Below are 14,715 nucleotides of genomic sequence, written 5' to 3'. Positions count from 1 at the left end.
CGTAATGATCCGCAGATCAGCTTTCCAAACCGGCCGCGAACGCGATACGCAGCGCTTCCGAAAGGCTGCGGACCTCCAGCTTGGTCATGAGGTTGGCGCGGTGCACCTCCACCGTGCGCGGCGAGATGCCCAGGTCATAGGCAATCGTCTTGTTGGGATGCCCGCGTGCGAGCCCCTGCAATACTTCCTGCTCGCGCGCGGTCAGCGCGGCGATGCGCACTTCTGCGTCGTGCGTGGTGGTCGCCGCCTCCTCGCGTCGCTCCAGCCGGGCGAAGCCCGCATCGAGCGCGAGCATCAATTGCCCCTTCTCGAACGGCTTTTCGAGGAAGTCGACCGCGCCGGCTTTCATTGCCTGCACGGCGATAGAAATGTCGCCATGGCCGGTCAGGACGATGACCGGCAGCCCGATACCGCGTTCGTTCAGTTCGCGCTGAACTTCCATGCCGTCCATTTCCGGCATGCGGACGTCCAGCAGCACGCATCCCGGATTGGCGTGCTTGGCCTCCTTCAGGAATTCGACGCCCGACGGATAGGTCCGCGTGTCGAACCCGGAAGTGCGCAGCATGAAGCTTGCCGACCGCCGGATGGAATCCTCATCGTCGACGATATGAACCAATCGCCGCTCACTCATCGTCGGTCTCCCCGCTCTGAACAGTAAAATTGAAAATCGTACCGCCGCCGGCATTGTCCTCGGCCCATATCCGGCCGCCATGCGCTTCGACAATGGTGCGACAGATCGACAGACCAAGGCCCATGCCGCTTTCCTTCGTGCTCGCGAACGCCTGAAACAATTGCGGCGCCAGTTCTGGATCAAGTCCGGCCCCAGTATCCGCTACCGACAAGCGGATCATTCCATTCGGTTCGCGCGATGTCGATATGGTGATGTCGCGAATCTTCCGATCGCCGATCGCCTCGACGCCGTTCCGGATGAGGTTGACCAGCACCTGCTGGATCTGAACGCGATCGACAAAGGCCTCGCTCGCCGCAGGATCGAGATGGAAGAACGCCCGAACGCCACGCTCGCGCGCGCCGGTCAATGCCAGGCGGCTCGCATCCTCGATCATCGCCGGCAGGCTTTCGACGCGGCGCGTCATTTCCCCGCGGGCGACGAAATCGCGCAACCTGCGAACGATCTGCCCGGCCCTTAGCGCTTCCTTGGCCGACTGTTCGATCGCCTCCTCGATATATTCGCGCACATCCTCGCCTGGCCGATCGAGCAGCTCACGAGCGGCTTCCATATAATTGGCGATCGCGGTCAGGGGCTGGTTCAGCTCGTGCGCCAGAGTCGAGGCCATCGTCCCCATCGCGCTCACCCGGGAGACGTGGATCAATTCCGATTGCAGTTCCTTGAGCTTCAGTTCGGACTGCTGCTGTTCGGTGAGATCGCGGATGAAGCCGGTGAAAATGCGATAGCCGTCCGCATTGACCTCTCCGACCGACAATTCCATCGGAAACGAACTGCCGTCGCGCCGCCGCCCCACGACCACGCGGCCGATTCCGATGATGCGGCGTTCGCCGCTTGCCAGATAGCGCGCGATATAATCGTCGTGCCGGTCATGGTCGGGATTGGGCATCAGCATGCTGATGTTGCGCCCGACGACCTCGGTTTCGGCAAAGCCGAACAGCCGTTCGGCGGCGGCACTGAACGAGACGATGATGCCACGTTCGTCGATCACCACCATCGCGTCCGGCACGGTCGCCAGGATGGAGCGGACGTGCATCTCGCGCTCGGCAAGACCCTGTTCGGTCGCCTTCCGCGAGGTCACGTCCTGCACGCTCTGGCCGAACCCCCGGATCGATCCGTCCTCGTTGCGCAAGGCGAAGATCGTGACATCGGCGAGGAATTCGGATCCGTCCTTGCGGATTCGCCAGCCTTCGAACCGCAGTGGCGATGTCGAGGCAGCGGCTGCCGTGCGATCGTCGAGGGGCCTGCCCGCTCCCGAATCCTGCACGGTGTAGAGCAAGGCGACCGATTGCCCTTTGACTTGGTCCGCACGCCACCCGGTGAGTAGCTCGGCACCCCGGTTCCAGCTCGCGATCCTGCCGTCCGGCGCGGTCAGGAAAAGCGCGCGGTCGGTCGCGCTGGCGACGAACGATGCGAGCTCGGCGTCGAGCGAAGAGCCGGGCAAATCGGGATCGATGATGGTCATGGCATGCACGCGTCGCTGATCGGCCAAGATGCCGGCACCGCCCATACGGGAATTTACGTAGCGGCATTTGTTGCGTGCGATCAAAGTGCCCGCGGCTTCCAGCGGATAGCGACACGCCGTCAACTGGAGGTATATTCATGAGGAAAGTAATCTTGCTCGCGGGTGTGGCTGCGGCGTTTGCCGTCACGCCGGCCTTGGCAAAAGAAGGCGACGTGCTGGTCCGCGCCCGCGCCATCGTGGTCGCGCCGAACGAACGCTCCGGCGAGGTATCCGGCATCCCGGGAAGCAAGGTCGGAGTCGGCGATAGCGTCATGCCGGAAGTCGACTTCACCTATATGGCGACCAATCATATCGGCGCGGAGCTGATTCTGGCGACGACCAAGCACAGCGTATCGGGCCGCGGAACGATCTCGGGCCTTGGCGATGTCGCCAATACCTGGGTGCTGCCGCCGACCCTGACTCTCCAATATCACTTCGCGCCTGAGGGCAAAATTCGCCCCTATCTGGGCGCGGGCATCAACTATTCGGTCTTCTATTCGGCGAAGGCGACGCCTTCGCTCAACAGCGCGCTGGGCGCGACCAAGGTCAAGATCGACGACAGTTTCGGCTATGCGCTGCAGGCCGGCGTCGACATCCCGGTGAGCAAGAAGGTGTTCGTGAATTTCGACATCAAATATATCGACATGAAGACAACCGCTCGCCTGACCAGCGGCGCGACCCTGCGTACGGCGCGCGTCAAGATCGACCCGATCGTCGCCGGTATGGGTATCGGCTTCCGGTTCTGAGCAGGTAAGGAAAAGGGGGCGATGCGTATCGCCCCCTTTTTTAAGCCACGGTTACGCCTGGTGAACGATGAAGATCGGCACCGGGCTTTCGCTCAGCATCCGCTGGGTGGCGCCGCCAAAGGCCGCTTCCAGAAAGCGCGACCGGCTGAATGCGCCCATCACCACATAATCGGCATGTTCGATCATCGCTTCAGCCATGATCACCGAACCCGGCCGGTCCATCAGGCATTTCTCGCGGCGGATCGTCGCATGGACGCCGTGCCGGGAAAGATACGCGGCCGCTTCTTCCAGAGGCAGTCCCAGCGACCCGTCCTCCGCATAGAATAAGGTGACCGAGCGCGCGAGCTTGAGCAGCGGCACCGCGGCGCGCAGCGCGGCGGCGGCATGGTTCGATCCGTCCCAGGCGATCACCGCCCTTCCCTGCAGATCGAGCGACCGTACTTTCTCGGGCACCGCGAACACGGGCGTATGACCTTCCAGGATCAGATCGCCCGCGAGGTCGAACATATTGGGATAGGCCGACTTGTCGTCCAGGCCGCGATTGACCACCACCAGATCGGCGAGTTTGGCTGCCCGGCGAAGACAGGTCGCGGGATCGCCCGTGGCATTGATTACAACGTGGGAAAGACCTTCCCTGTCGAGCCGCGCTTTTATCGCCGCGCCATTGGCGGCCTCGGCCTGCCGCTCTTCGGCCATCAGCGCGGTGCCGGTATAGGTGCCGTTGAAGTCGGGGGCGACGAGCGAGGTCATGGCGACGTCGAGACAGGTCAAATGCCCATCGATCGCTCGCGTGATGTCCATCGCCACCCGCAGCCGCGCTTCCTGGCCGCAATCGTCATGTACCAGCACCAGGATGTTCTTCATGACAGCCTCCTCAGTCCGGGACGGAAGCACGCTATCCCTGGCCGCGGGACCGCAATATCGGGATAGCTACGTAATCAGACCGCCTTGCTGAAGCGGTCGCCGCCAGCCGTCCGGAACGTATCGAACGCGACCGCGGCGAGCCGCGCATAGGGCTCGCCATCCGGCAGGATGACCAACCCGGTGTCGTGACGGCGGATCAGGCCTCGTTCCTCCATCGGCGCCAATCCCGATTCAGTGTCCGCCATTGCCTGCGCCGCCGCAGTGGGCGACCAACCAAGTTCGACCAGGTCGACGCGCCCGTCGCACAACAGCCGCTCGATCACCGCGCCGCGTTGTTGATCGTCAGGCGAGCGCCGGATTCCCCTTACGGTGCCGAGGCGGCCGTTCTGGACCTTCATCCGATATCGTCCGACATGCTTTTCGGTCTGGGTGATCAGCCCCGGAAACAGGCTGATCGAAGATGCGCCGAGGCCGATCACCGCATCGGCGTCGTCGTCGGTGAACCCCTGAAAATTGCGCCGTAACGTGCCATTACCCGCGGCGAGCGCTAGCTTGTCGTCGGGCCGGGCATAATGGTCGAAACCGATCGGTCGAAAGCCTTCTTCCAGCCACAGGTCGCGCGCCAGGATGCTTTGCCAGAAACGCGCATGGGCATCAGGCAACTGACTGTCCTCGATCATCCGCTGGCGCGGCAACATCCGCGGCAAATGGGCATAGCCGAACATCGCCACCCGATCGGGCGCCAGATCGCGCGCCAAGGTGATCGTCCGCGCGATCGTGTCGAGCGTCTGGCCGGGCAACCCGTACATCAGGTCAAGGTTGATGTGCGCGATCCCCGCGCGCCGCAAATCCTCGACGCACCGCGCAACCATGCGAAAGGGCTGCAGCCGGTTTATCTTCGCCTGAATACCCAGGTCGAACGTCTGCGCACCCAGGCTTACCCGCGACACGCCGTTCGCCGCGAGCATTCGGCAGAAATCGGCATCGAGATGTCGCGGGTCGAGTTCGGCCGCCCATTCGGCGTCGGGCTGAACTCGGAAACCGTTTCGAACCGCGGCGGCGACGCGCTCGAACTGCTCGGGCGACAAGGCATTGGGACTGCCGCCGCCGAAATGGACGTGGCTGACGCTGCCCTTGGTCCGCTCCGCGACCAGGCCGATTTCCGCGACCAGCGTGTCGACATAGGCGTCCAGACGCGAGGCTCGACCGACGGCCCCGGTATTACAGCCGCAATACCAGCAGATTTCATGGCAATAGGGAATGTGCAGGTAGAGCGAGATTTTGTCGCTCGGCCGGAGCGCGTCCAGCGCTGCGCGATGCTCGGCGGCGCCCACCGTTTCGGTGAATTCGGCGGCGGTGGGATAGCTCGTGTATCGCGGCACCGAACGGGCGGCGAGATCGGCGTGAAAGACGGCCATCAAAATTTCCTTTTGAGCGCAATCACGCGAACAAATCCTGCTCGGGAGCGCTCGCGATTGGCTCCGGCACGGTGAGCGGGCGGCCGGTCATCGACAGGTGCGCGTGAGGATGCGGCACGGTCGGAACGCTCCACGCGTTCCACCACGCCACCCACCATTCCAGGGGGCTGAGCCAAAGCGAGTCGCCGCAGATCGAAGACTGTTCGGCGACATCGCCTGGCGGCGCTTCCGGTGCGGCTTGCTCCATCGGTCTTCTCCCTCGTCGAGCGATCGTGGGATAGGACGCACCTCCCCGCCGGGCCTATCGGGGATCATACGTAGCCAGCAGCGTGCCGAAATTTCGCTGTCGCTTGCCTAGAAGAACCCCGCCACCATCACGACAGCCGCGACGCCCATCAAGCCGGCTGCGACGCCGGCCAGCCAGATCAGAGGCCGAGATGCGGTGAAAGCGCCCATGACGCCGGCTCGCGAAGCGAGGACCATCAGCACGATGATCAGCGGGATTGCGACGACGCCGTTGATGACGGCGCTCCAGAACAAGGCGCGCATCGGGCTGATCGGCAGAAATTGCAGCACCAGCGCGAGCAGAACGCTGATCGCTATGATCGCGTAAAAGGCGCGCGCGTCGGTCGCCTTGCGGTCGAGCCCCCACTCCCACCCCATCGCTTCGCACAAGGCATAGCCGGCCGAACCCGCCAAGACTGGCACGCCGATAAAGCCGACGCCGAGGATTCCGGCGGCAAAGATGATCGACGCTTCGGCACCGGCGAGCGGGCGCAGCGCCGCGGCGGCCTCGGCGGCGGTGTCGATCTGCGTGATTCCCGCAGCGTGAAGCGTCACGCCGGTGGCGAGGATGATGAAGTAGGAAGCAAGATTGGAATAGAGCATGCCGCTCCACGTATCCCAGCCGATCCGGCTCAGCTCCGCGCCCGCGGCGCTCGGATCGTCCCGCAGCGACGGCGCGCCACGCATGTCCTCGATCTCCTCGGACGCTTGCCAGAACAGGAGATAGGGGCTGATGGTGGTGCCGAAGATCGCCACGATCATGGTCGCTGCCGCCCCGTCGAGGCGAAAGTGCGGAAGGACCGTCTGCCGCAGCGTTTCGCCCCACGGCACATGCACCGCGAACAGCACCGCCGCATAGGCCAGCAGCGACAATGTGAGCCACTTCAGGAAGAAGACGTAGCGATGATAGGGTACGAATATCTGGAGAAGCAGGGTCACCGCGACGAACAGCGCGATCATCACGTGACGGCTGACGCCGCCGACCATCTCGGCGGTTTCCCCCATCGCGGCGATGTCGGCCGCGATGTTGAGCGTGTTGGCGACGAGCAACAGGATCACCAGCGTCGTGACGACCCAACCGGGGAAGGCTTGCCGCATATTGGCGGCCAGCCCCTTGCCGGTCACGCGACCGAGGCGGGCGGCAAGGATTTGGATCGCGGACATCAGCGGGTAGGCCACCGGCATCGTCCACAACATGCCTAAGCCATAGGCTGCGCCGGCCTGCGAATAAGTGGCGATCCCGCTGGGATCGTCGTCCGCGACGCCCGTGATCAATCCCGGCCCGACATGGGCGAGCGGATGCCGTTTCAGCCGGTCGAGCGACTTCGTGGGATTGCCATCCAATGGTGATGCCGGCTCAGCCGGCCGCGGCGGCACCGTCATCCGCTGCAAGGGCGGTATCCGGTCCCGCCCGAGAGGCGAAGCCGGCGTTCAGTCTTTGCGAGCGGCATCCTGCCGCGTCTCCCCGTCGGTAAGCTTCGCCATTTCTGCGCGGTGTGCCGCGCCGAGTACGGTCGCGCAAGTGTTGCGCGCCGCCTGGCGCACGCGCTCGAGCTGCTCGGCGGCATATTGCGCGCTCAGTCCTTCGACGACCGCGTCGATATGGACGTGATCGGTTGCTGCCAGTTGGAAGATCGTGCCGAGATAGCGGTCGAACCCTTCGCGCAGCGACGTCAGCTGACCCTGCTCGCCAAGCCACGCCTCGGACGATGCCGAGGTCGAGAAGCTGATCATGTGCCGCCCCTTGAGGAAGGGATTGTGAGCCTGGGCGTGATCGTGGCTCGGTTTGAATCCGGCACCGAGGACACGATCGACATAGCCCTTGATCATCGCCGGCGGCCCGCCGAACCAGATCGGGTAGACGAAGACCAGGACATCGCAATGCCGGATTTCGGTGAGGTCATAAACGACCTCGAGCTCTGGAGCTTCGCCGAGATATTCGAGTACCGGATCGAAACGGTTGAGGTACAGGTCGCGCAGGAACGCGCGCTGGCCGCACGCCTCGACCGCGTCGCAATAGGTCTGCGCGATCTGGTGGTTGAAGCTGCCGCGTCGCGGATGGGCGAGTACCACCAGATGTCGGATAGGGTCGATCGCCATGATCTGCTCCCGGCGTCAGTGTTTGAGGAAGATCGGCACGGGGCTTTCGTGCAGGAGTCGCGCGGTCACGCCGCCGAAGATGTTTTCGACCAAGCGCGAGTGCCCGAACCCGCCCATCACCACATAATTGGCCTTGAGCAACTCGATTTGCTCGAGAAGCACGAAACCCGCCTTTTCGCCGAATGCCAGGTCAGAACGGACGCGTGCCGCGATGTTGCGCTGCGCGAGCAGCGTTTGCGCCTGGCTGGCGGGGAGCTTGAGCGAGCCATCGTCGATCTCGACGATCGTGACGGCGGATGCGCGCCGCAACAGCGGGATGGCCGCCACCATGGCATGATGCGCCTCGCGCGATCCGTCCCAGCAGATCAGCACCTCGCCGTTCAGCGTTATGCCGGGCGATTCCGGCGGCACCGCAACGATCGGCGCGTTGGCAGCGACCAACAATTCGCTGATCGCGGCATAGGTGGGAGGAAAGAGATCAGCGCGCGGCGCGCTCATCACGATCAGATCGGCCTGCGCCGCGAATTTGGCGATCGCCGGCAGCATCTCTTCGCGGCTCTCGATCCAGTGGACCGATAGGCCACTCGCTGCGACTTGGTCGCGCACCGTGCTGAGCGGAGCGACCTCCGCTTCCATCACCAGCGAACTGCCGCCCGCCGCCCCTGTCCCTTTGGCATCCGTCCCGGCCAGATCGAGACACAGAAGCCTTCCCTGGCTTGCCCGAACGAGGTCGAACGCGGCCTGCAGGCGGGATTGCTGTCCGACGTCGTCGTGGATCGGCACCAGCACCTCGCGCATGACTTTCTCCTGATTTTGAGCCGCCTAAGCGGTCCGGGATCGGTCATTATGTACTGGTCGCACAGGCGCGCCGGATATACGCGTTATCCCCGATAGGGGCTCGGCTCGCCCATTGCCGATGTCTTTTGCCGAGCGTTGTCGCGACGAGGTCTCGCGGCTGCCGGCGCGTGGGGTCAGCTCGCCTTGGCCAGATAGGCGGCCATGCGCTTTTTGGCGAAAGGCGGTAACGAAACCGCCTTGGCGGCCGCCAGGTTGGGCGACGGCCCCTTGCCGGCCTGGATCAAGGCGACCATGCCCATCGCGTAATGCGGCTTGCACTTGACGCCATAAAGGCCGGCGGCGGTCAGCTTCAGATCGAACTGCTTGCCCATCGCCCCGGCACTCGGCGCGACGCCAGCCGGTAGCATCGACGGGATCGTCTCGGCATTGTGCATCGCGTTCTGCGGCACGAAACGGATCGTGTCGCCGACATTCGCCTTCACGAATCCGGGTTCGAAGACCATCGCGCCGTCCGCACCCATGTCCTTCATGTGTACCGTGATGATGCGTCCGGCCGGTGCCGGCGCCGCCGGAGCGGGCGCAACCGCGACGCCGATCGCCGCGGTCGCCAGTGTGGCAGCGCATGCGGCCAGAATGAACTTCATGTCCTTCTCCCAATCTTCAACGGACGACTCCGCGGCCGCCACTCCTGCTCCAAACATGCCGTGGCCGCTCCCGCGAACAATTGGTCCTTGGTCCAATGGCGCGCGCCGCCGGAAAGGTCAGAATGCGATCAGAAGAGGTGCCCGCCGTGCGTGACGGGCCAAGTTCGGCCAAGGAGAAATTCGATGTTGCAGCAGGCGCTCGACGAGCTGAAGGGACAGATCGCTTTCAGGTCGCGGTACGACAATTTCATCGGCGGCGAGTGGGTCGCCCCGGTCAGGGGACAATATTTCGAGAACCCCTCGCCGGTCACCGGCAAGACCGTCTGCTCGGTCGCACGCGGCACCGCGGAAGACATCGAGCTCGCACTCGACGCCGCGCACAAGGCGAAGGAAAAGTGGGGCCAGACCAGTCCTGCCGAGCGCGCCGGCATCCTGCTCAAGATCGCCGACCGGATGGAGGAGAAGCTGTCTCTGCTCGCGCTTGCGGAGACGATCGACAACGGCAAGCCGATCCGCGAGACGACCGCCGCCGATTTGCCGCTGGCGATCGACCATTTCCGCTATTTCGCCGGCTGCCTGCGCGCGCAGGAAGGGTCGATCGCGGAGATCGACCACGACACGATCGCGTACCATTTTCACGAGCCGCTGGGTGTCGTCGGCCAGATCATCCCGTGGAACTTCCCGCTGCTGATGGCGACGTGGAAGCTCGCGCCGGCGCTCGCCGCGGGCAATTGCGTCGTGCTGAAGCCCGCCGAGCAGACCCCGATGTCGATCATGGTGCTGATGGACGTGATCGGCGACCTGTTGCCGCCGGGCGTGCTCAACGTCGTCAACGGCTTCGGTATCGAGGCGGGCAAACCGCTCGCGCAAAACAAGCGCATCGCCAAGATCGCCTTCACCGGCGAAACCACCACCGGCCGCCTGATCATGCAATATGCGACCGAGAATCTGATCCCGGTCACGCTCGAACTCGGCGGCAAGTCGCCCAACATCTTCTTCGCCGACGTCATGGCCGAAGACGATGACTATCTCGACAAGGCGCTCGAAGGGTTCGCGATGTTCGCGCTCAACCAGGGCGAAGTCTGCACTTGCCCGAGCCGCGCCCTGATCCACGAATCGATCTACGACCGCTTTATGGAAAAGGCGATCGCCCGGGTGCAGGCGATCAAACAGGGGTCGCCGCTCGACATGGCGACGATGATCGGCGCGCAGGCCTCGAACGATCAGCTCGAGAAGATCCTGTCCTATATCGACATCGGCCGCGACGAAGGCGCCAAGGTGCTGACCGGCGGCAAGCGGGCGCAGCTCGGCGGCGAACTCGACACCGGCTATTATGTCGAGCCGACGATCCTTCAGGGCCACAACAAGATGCGCGTGTTCCAGGAGGAGATTTTCGGCCCGGTCGTCGCTGTCACGACGTTCAAGGACGATGCCGACGCGCTCGCGATCGCCAACGATACGCTCTATGGCCTCGGCGCCGGCGTGTGGACCCGCGACGGGACGCGCGCCTATCGCATGGGCCGCGGCATCCAGGCGGGCCGCGTGTGGACCAATTGCTATCACGCCTACCCCGCGCATGCCGCGTTCGGCGGGTACAAGCAGTCGGGCATTGGCCGTGAGACGCACAAGATGATGCTCGATCACTATCAGCAGACCAAGAACCTCCTCGTGAGCTATTCGCCGAAGGCGCTGGGCTTCTTCTGAGCCGGCGGCGATCCATCCCCGACGCGGTCACTCCACTCTCCGATCGCGTCCGGACTCCGGCGGCGGGCTTCGCGGCCCGCCGCTCTTTTCGCCGCCCAAGGAGCAACGATGGTCCCTCCTCGCATTCTCGCCACCGACGCCGCGACTGCGATGATCGCCGCGCTCAGCGTCAAGCACGGGCCCTTGATGTTCCATCAATCCGGCGGATGCTGCGACGGGTCCGCGCCGATGTGCTATCCGGCCGGCGAGTTCCGCGTGGGGACGCAGGACGTCCTGCTCGGCCGGGTAGCGGGAGACGTGCCGGTCTGGATCGGCGCCGCCCAATTCGACTATTGGCGCCATACGCAGGTGACGATCGATGTGGTTCCGGGCCGCGGTGCCGGTTTCTCGCTCGAAGGGCCGGAAGGCGTGCGCTTCGTCATCCGCAGCCGCATCTTCACCGATGAGGAAGCCGATGCGCTCGAGGCGGCCGGCGACCCGCCGCGCGGAGATAGCTGACGCGCGAATGACGGTGACGAGGCGACCGGAGCGTGACATCATGGTGGCGATGGCTCCGCGACCCGCTCCGCCTTGCGACGACCCAGTCCGCGTTGCGTGGACCTGTGCCGATCACCCGCGCGATGCTGCGCAGCAATTGTTCCGCGAACTCGACCCGCCGAGCCTGGCCGGGGTGCTGCTATTCTGTTCGAGCCGCTACCCGCTTGCCGAACTCGCCGCCGCGATCAACGCGTGTTCCGAGGGCCTCACGGTCATCGGCTGCACCTCGTCAGGAGAGATAACGAGCGAGGGCACCGCCGAAGGCACCATTACGGCGATCGGCTTCCCGGCGAGCCATTTCACGCTGACCTCGGCTCGGTTCGACGAGCTCGACGCCTTCGAGGAAGGCGCGGCGCAAAGCGTCGTCCGAGAGCTGGTAGGCTCGGCAGTGGCGGCGTCGCGAGGCCTGGGACCGGCGGTCGATCATGCCGCGATCTTCCTGGTCGACGGCTTGTCGCACCGCGAGGAAATGTTGACCGTCACGGTTCAGGATGCGCTCGGCAAGATACCCCTGATCGGCGGATCGTCGGGCGACGGGCTGGCCTTCAAGGAAACCTTCATCTTCGAAAGCGGGCAGTTCCGCCGCGATGCGGCCTTGGTCGCCATCCTCTCTTCGTCGCGGCCGTTGAAGGTGTTCCGCGCGCAGCATTATCACCCCGGCAGCACCAAGATGGTGATCACCGGGGCGGATCCAGTCGGACGCGTGGTGACCGAGATCAATGCCGAACCCGCGGCGCAGGAATATGCGCGACTGACCGGCGTGACCGTCGACCAATTGGGATCGAACGTCTTCGCGGCGCATCCGCCGATGGTCCGGGCCGGCGGCGAATATTATGTCCGGTCGATCCAGAGCGCCAATCCCGACGACAGCCTGACCTTCTATTGCGCGATCGACGAGGGCGTCGTGCTGACATTGGGAGAAGGCAGCGACATCGTCGGGGGACTGTCCGACCTGTTCGACGATCTCGATCGATCGGTCGGCGGAATCGATCGCATCATCGGGTTCGACTGCGTGCTCAACAAGGTCGAGATCGAACAGCGCCAGTTGACCCGCAAGGTGTCCAAATTGATGGTCGACAATCGGGTCACCGGGTTCAACACCTATGGCGAGCAATATCACGCCCTCCACGTCAATCAGACGTTCAGCGGCCTGGCGATCGGGGGTGGCCGCTGATGGCGACCCGCGCATTGCAACCGCCAACCGATGCCGAGCGCATCGCCGCGCTCGAAGCCGAGATCGGCAAGCTCAAGCGGATCAACGCCGCGTTGATGGATCGCGTCGAACGCTCGACCGATCTTCAGGGCAATGCCTTCTCGTTGTTCGAAACCGCGATCAGCCTGGAGGGCAAGGTCCGCGAGCGCACGCTCGATCTCGAACGGGCACTGGATGCTCTGGCCAGCAGCAATGCCGCGCTGGCGACCGCCAAGGAAGCGGCGGACGACGCGCAGCGCCGGTTGCGTGACGCCATCGAGAGCATCAACGAGGGGTTCGCGATCTTCGACGCCGACGACCGGCTGGTCTTGTGCAATCGCACCTATCTCGGACTTTGGCCGAACATCGCCGATCGTATCGTGCCCGGCATGGGCTTCGACGAGATTGCCCGCCTGATCGGCCAGGATGGCACCACGCTCGGCGCGCTCGTCGCTCCCGATCGCTGGGTATCCGAACGCGTCGCGCAGCATCGCGTCGCCGAAGGTGGTCACGTCCATGCGCTGGCCGACGGACGCTGGATCCAGATCAACGAACTACGCACGAGCGAGGGCGGCATCGTCGGGGTCTATACCGATATCACCCAGGTAAAGGCGGACGACGCGCGGGAACGCACGCTAGAACTCGCCGAAAAGACCGCGATCCTGCAAGCGACGCTCGACAATATCCGCCTCGGCGTGTGCGTCTACGACGCCGACCGCAAGCTTATCGCCTGGAACGGCCCGCTGCTGGCGACGATCGGCCTGCCCGCCGACGGCATGCCGCTGGTGATGACGCATGACGGACTCGTCGCTACCTGCGAGCGTATCAACGGTCCGATGCAGGCCGATCGGCCGCTCGATTGGCTGCCGCCGGGCTCGGCCGATATGGTCACCCAACGCCGTCACACCGACGGACGCACGGTCGAAGTGCGCCGATCGTCGATGTCGGGCGGCGGCATGGTGATGAGCTTCGAAGACATCACCGAGCGCCTGCGCGCGGCTGAGGTGCTCCGCGAGGCCAATGAATCGCTCGAACGGCGCGTGCTCCAGCGCACCGCCGATATCGCCGCGGTCAATGCGCGGCTCCAGCGCGAGGTCGCCGAACGCGAGGCGGCCGAAGCCGCGATGCGATCCGCCAAGACCGCCGCGGAAGAAGCGAATCTGTCCAAGACGCGCTTCCTGGCTGCCGCCAGCCACGATCTGCTGCAACCGCTCAATGCGGCGCGCTTGTTCGTCGCCGCGCTGGGCGATCGCCGGCTCGCGCTACCGACCCGCGCCTTGGTGCGGCAGACCGGCTCGGCGCTCGATTCGGTGGAGGACCTGCTCGAGGCCTTGCTCGAAATTTCCCGACTGGATGCCGGGTCGATCGTCGCCGAGCCCGTCGACCTCGCGCTCGACGAACTGCTCGAAAGCATGCGTGCCGAATTCGCGCCGATCGCGCGCGCCCGAGGACTGAGCTTCAGGATCGAACCGAGCGGTCATTGGGTGCGGTCGGATTCGCGATTGCTGCGCCGGATGCTGCAGAATCTGATTTCCAACGCCTTGCGCTATACCACCGAAGGCGGTGTGGAAGTGACCTGCGTCACGACCGGCCGCGACTTGACGATCCAGGTCGCGGATACCGGCATCGGCATCGCGGCGGTCGATCATCAGCGCATCTTCGAGGAATTCCAGCGTGTCGGCGAAACCGGGCGCGATCGCGGCATTGGCCTGGGGCTGGCGATCGTCCAGCGCGCCAGCAAGATGCTCGATCATCCCGTCTCGCTCGACTCCGCACCGGGCAAGGGCTCGCGCTTCGGAGTGACGGTACCGCTGGCGACCGCGCGCGATGCGCGGCAGCAACTTGCCACGCCCCTGCGGCGCGGCCAGCTCGCCCGACGCAGGATCCTGGTCATAGACAACGACCAATCGATCCTCGACGGCATGGAAGCCATGCTCGAAGGCTGGGGCTGCGAGGTGCGATCGGCGACGGACGCCGCATCCGCCATGGCTGCGCTCGGCGCGGATCGTCCTGACGTGATCGTCGCCGATTACCATCTCGACAATGGTGCGACGGGTGACGCGGCGATCGCGGATGCGCGCGCGCATTGCGGCGTCGAAGTTCCCGCGGTCGTCATCACCGCCGACCGCACGCCCGAGCTTCGCGAGGCGCTGTCGGCGCGGGGACTCCATTTGCTGACCAAGCCGGTCAAGCCGGCGCAATTGCGCGCCTTGCTGACGCGGCTCGCGACCGGCTGAG

General features: G+C 64.7%; 14 protein-coding genes. 5 read left to right on the top strand and 9 right to left on the bottom strand.

Annotation, left to right across the window (positions count from 1 at the left end; all coding sequences use genetic code 11):
• Window positions 1–16: 16 nt before the first annotated feature.
• Both Q0L25_RS20445 and Q0L25_RS20440 read right to left on the bottom strand, forming a co-directional pair.
• Complete coding sequence (locus Q0L25_RS20445; RefSeq protein WP_296617518.1) at window positions 17–631, bottom strand: response regulator transcription factor; 615 nt, start codon at window positions 629–631, stop codon at window positions 17–19.
• A complete protein-coding gene (locus Q0L25_RS20440) occupies window positions 624–2,150 on the bottom strand; it encodes a PAS domain S-box protein (protein ID WP_296617516.1) in 1,527 nt (508 codons plus the stop codon). The genes Q0L25_RS20445 and Q0L25_RS20440 overlap by 8 nt, the downstream gene beginning before the upstream one ends.
• A 137-nt stretch (window positions 2,151–2,287) precedes the next feature.
• Here Q0L25_RS20440 and Q0L25_RS20435 point away from each other — a divergent pair, with 137 nt between their 5' ends.
• The gene (locus Q0L25_RS20435) at window positions 2,288–2,935 is read left to right on the top strand and encodes an OmpW family protein (protein ID WP_296617515.1); all 648 of its coding nucleotides are present in this window, start codon (window positions 2,288–2,290) and stop codon (window positions 2,933–2,935) included.
• A 51-nt stretch (window positions 2,936–2,986) separates the two neighbouring features.
• Here the strand turns inward: Q0L25_RS20435 and Q0L25_RS20430 are convergent, their stop codons facing one another.
• The 7 genes from Q0L25_RS20430 to Q0L25_RS20400 all read right to left on the bottom strand — a co-directional run bounded on the left by Q0L25_RS20430 (window position 2,987) and on the right by Q0L25_RS20400 (window position 9,044).
• Window positions 2,987–3,799, bottom strand: a complete 813-nt coding sequence (locus tag Q0L25_RS20430; RefSeq protein WP_296617513.1) for a universal stress protein — start codon at window positions 3,797–3,799, stop codon at window positions 2,987–2,989.
• Window positions 3,800–3,873: 74 nt separating this feature from the next.
• Window positions 3,874–5,217, bottom strand: coding sequence for an oxygen-independent coproporphyrinogen III oxidase (gene hemN / locus Q0L25_RS20425; RefSeq protein ID WP_296617512.1), 1,344 nt, complete (start codon window positions 5,215–5,217; stop codon window positions 3,874–3,876).
• A 22-nt stretch (window positions 5,218–5,239) separates the two neighbouring features.
• Window positions 5,240–5,464 carry a hypothetical protein gene (locus tag Q0L25_RS20420; RefSeq protein WP_296617510.1) on the bottom strand — a complete coding sequence of 75 codons (225 nt, stop codon included), beginning with the start codon at window positions 5,462–5,464 and terminating at the stop codon, window positions 5,240–5,242.
• A 107-nt stretch (window positions 5,465–5,571) separates the two neighbouring features.
• Window positions 5,572–6,885 (bottom strand): NRAMP family divalent metal transporter, encoded by a 1,314-nt coding sequence (locus tag Q0L25_RS20415; RefSeq protein ID WP_296617509.1) that lies wholly within the window; start codon window positions 6,883–6,885, stop codon window positions 5,572–5,574.
• A 48-nt stretch (window positions 6,886–6,933) separates the two neighbouring features.
• Window positions 6,934–7,602: an NAD(P)H-dependent oxidoreductase gene (locus Q0L25_RS20410; RefSeq protein ID WP_296617507.1), complete on the bottom strand. Its 669-nt coding sequence runs from the start codon at window positions 7,600–7,602 to the stop codon at window positions 6,934–6,936.
• Between the two features lie 15 nt (window positions 7,603–7,617).
• Window positions 7,618–8,400 (bottom strand): universal stress protein, encoded by a 783-nt coding sequence (locus Q0L25_RS20405; protein WP_296617505.1) that lies wholly within the window; start codon window positions 8,398–8,400, stop codon window positions 7,618–7,620.
• A gap of 173 nt (window positions 8,401–8,573) precedes the next feature.
• Window positions 8,574–9,044 (bottom strand): pseudoazurin, encoded by a 471-nt coding sequence (locus Q0L25_RS20400; protein WP_296617503.1) that lies wholly within the window; start codon window positions 9,042–9,044, stop codon window positions 8,574–8,576.
• Window positions 9,045–9,227: 183 nt separating this feature from the next.
• On the opposite strand from Q0L25_RS20400, the gene adh reads away from it, so the two are divergent.
• From adh to Q0L25_RS20380, 4 genes are all read left to right on the top strand, one after another.
• Window positions 9,228–10,748, top strand: coding sequence for an aldehyde dehydrogenase (adh, locus tag Q0L25_RS20395; protein ID WP_296617501.1), 1,521 nt, complete (start codon window positions 9,228–9,230; stop codon window positions 10,746–10,748).
• 108 nt (window positions 10,749–10,856) lie between these two features.
• Window positions 10,857–11,246, top strand: a complete 390-nt coding sequence (locus Q0L25_RS20390; protein ID WP_296617498.1) for a DUF779 domain-containing protein — start codon at window positions 10,857–10,859, stop codon at window positions 11,244–11,246.
• Between the two features lie 49 nt (window positions 11,247–11,295).
• Complete coding sequence (locus Q0L25_RS20385) at window positions 11,296–12,459, top strand: FIST N-terminal domain-containing protein (RefSeq protein WP_296617495.1); 1,164 nt, start codon at window positions 11,296–11,298, stop codon at window positions 12,457–12,459.
• A complete protein-coding gene (locus Q0L25_RS20380; protein ID WP_296617494.1) occupies window positions 12,459–14,714 on the top strand; it encodes a NahK/ErcS family hybrid sensor histidine kinase/response regulator in 2,256 nt (751 codons plus the stop codon). The genes Q0L25_RS20385 and Q0L25_RS20380 overlap by 1 nt, the downstream gene beginning before the upstream one ends.
• Window position 14,715: the final 1 nt, after the last annotated feature.

It is taken from the genome of Sphingomonas sp., from assembly GCF_024508665.1.
GTDB lineage: Bacteria > Pseudomonadota > Alphaproteobacteria > Sphingomonadales > Sphingomonadaceae > Sphingomonas.
Note: the sequence above shows the minus strand (reverse complement) of the source record. Positions and strands in the feature narration are given on the sequence as shown.

What these genes read in the sequence shown, in the direction of transcription:
- Q0L25_RS20445 (WP_296617518.1), bottom strand. Translation starts at nt 631, where the DNA reads ATGAGTGAGCGGCGATTGGTTCATATCGTCGACGATGAGGATTCCATC.
- Q0L25_RS20440 (WP_296617516.1), bottom strand. Translation starts at nt 2,150, where the DNA reads ATGACCATCATCGATCCCGATTTGCCCGGCTCTTCGCTCGACGCCGAG.
- Q0L25_RS20435 (WP_296617515.1), top strand. Translation starts at nt 2,288, where the DNA reads ATGAGGAAAGTAATCTTGCTCGCGGGTGTGGCTGCGGCGTTTGCCGTC.
- Q0L25_RS20430 (WP_296617513.1), bottom strand. Translation starts at nt 3,799, where the DNA reads ATGAAGAACATCCTGGTGCTGGTACATGACGATTGCGGCCAGGAAGCG.
- hemN (WP_296617512.1), bottom strand. Translation starts at nt 5,217, where the DNA reads ATGGCCGTCTTTCACGCCGATCTCGCCGCCCGTTCGGTGCCGCGATAC.
- Q0L25_RS20420 (WP_296617510.1), bottom strand. Translation starts at nt 5,464, where the DNA reads ATGGAGCAAGCCGCACCGGAAGCGCCGCCAGGCGATGTCGCCGAACAG.
- Q0L25_RS20415 (WP_296617509.1), bottom strand. Translation starts at nt 6,885, where the DNA reads ATGACGGTGCCGCCGCGGCCGGCTGAGCCGGCATCACCATTGGATGGC.
- Q0L25_RS20410 (WP_296617507.1), bottom strand. Translation starts at nt 7,602, where the DNA reads ATGGCGATCGACCCTATCCGACATCTGGTGGTACTCGCCCATCCGCGA.
- Q0L25_RS20405 (WP_296617505.1), bottom strand. Translation starts at nt 8,400, where the DNA reads ATGCGCGAGGTGCTGGTGCCGATCCACGACGACGTCGGACAGCAATCC.
- Q0L25_RS20400 (WP_296617503.1), bottom strand. Translation starts at nt 9,044, where the DNA reads ATGAAGTTCATTCTGGCCGCATGCGCTGCCACACTGGCGACCGCGGCG.
- adh (WP_296617501.1), top strand. Translation starts at nt 9,228, where the DNA reads ATGTTGCAGCAGGCGCTCGACGAGCTGAAGGGACAGATCGCTTTCAGG.
- Q0L25_RS20390 (WP_296617498.1), top strand. Translation starts at nt 10,857, where the DNA reads ATGGTCCCTCCTCGCATTCTCGCCACCGACGCCGCGACTGCGATGATC.
- Q0L25_RS20385 (WP_296617495.1), top strand. Translation starts at nt 11,296, where the DNA reads ATGGCTCCGCGACCCGCTCCGCCTTGCGACGACCCAGTCCGCGTTGCG.
- Q0L25_RS20380 (WP_296617494.1), top strand. Translation starts at nt 12,459, where the DNA reads ATGGCGACCCGCGCATTGCAACCGCCAACCGATGCCGAGCGCATCGCC.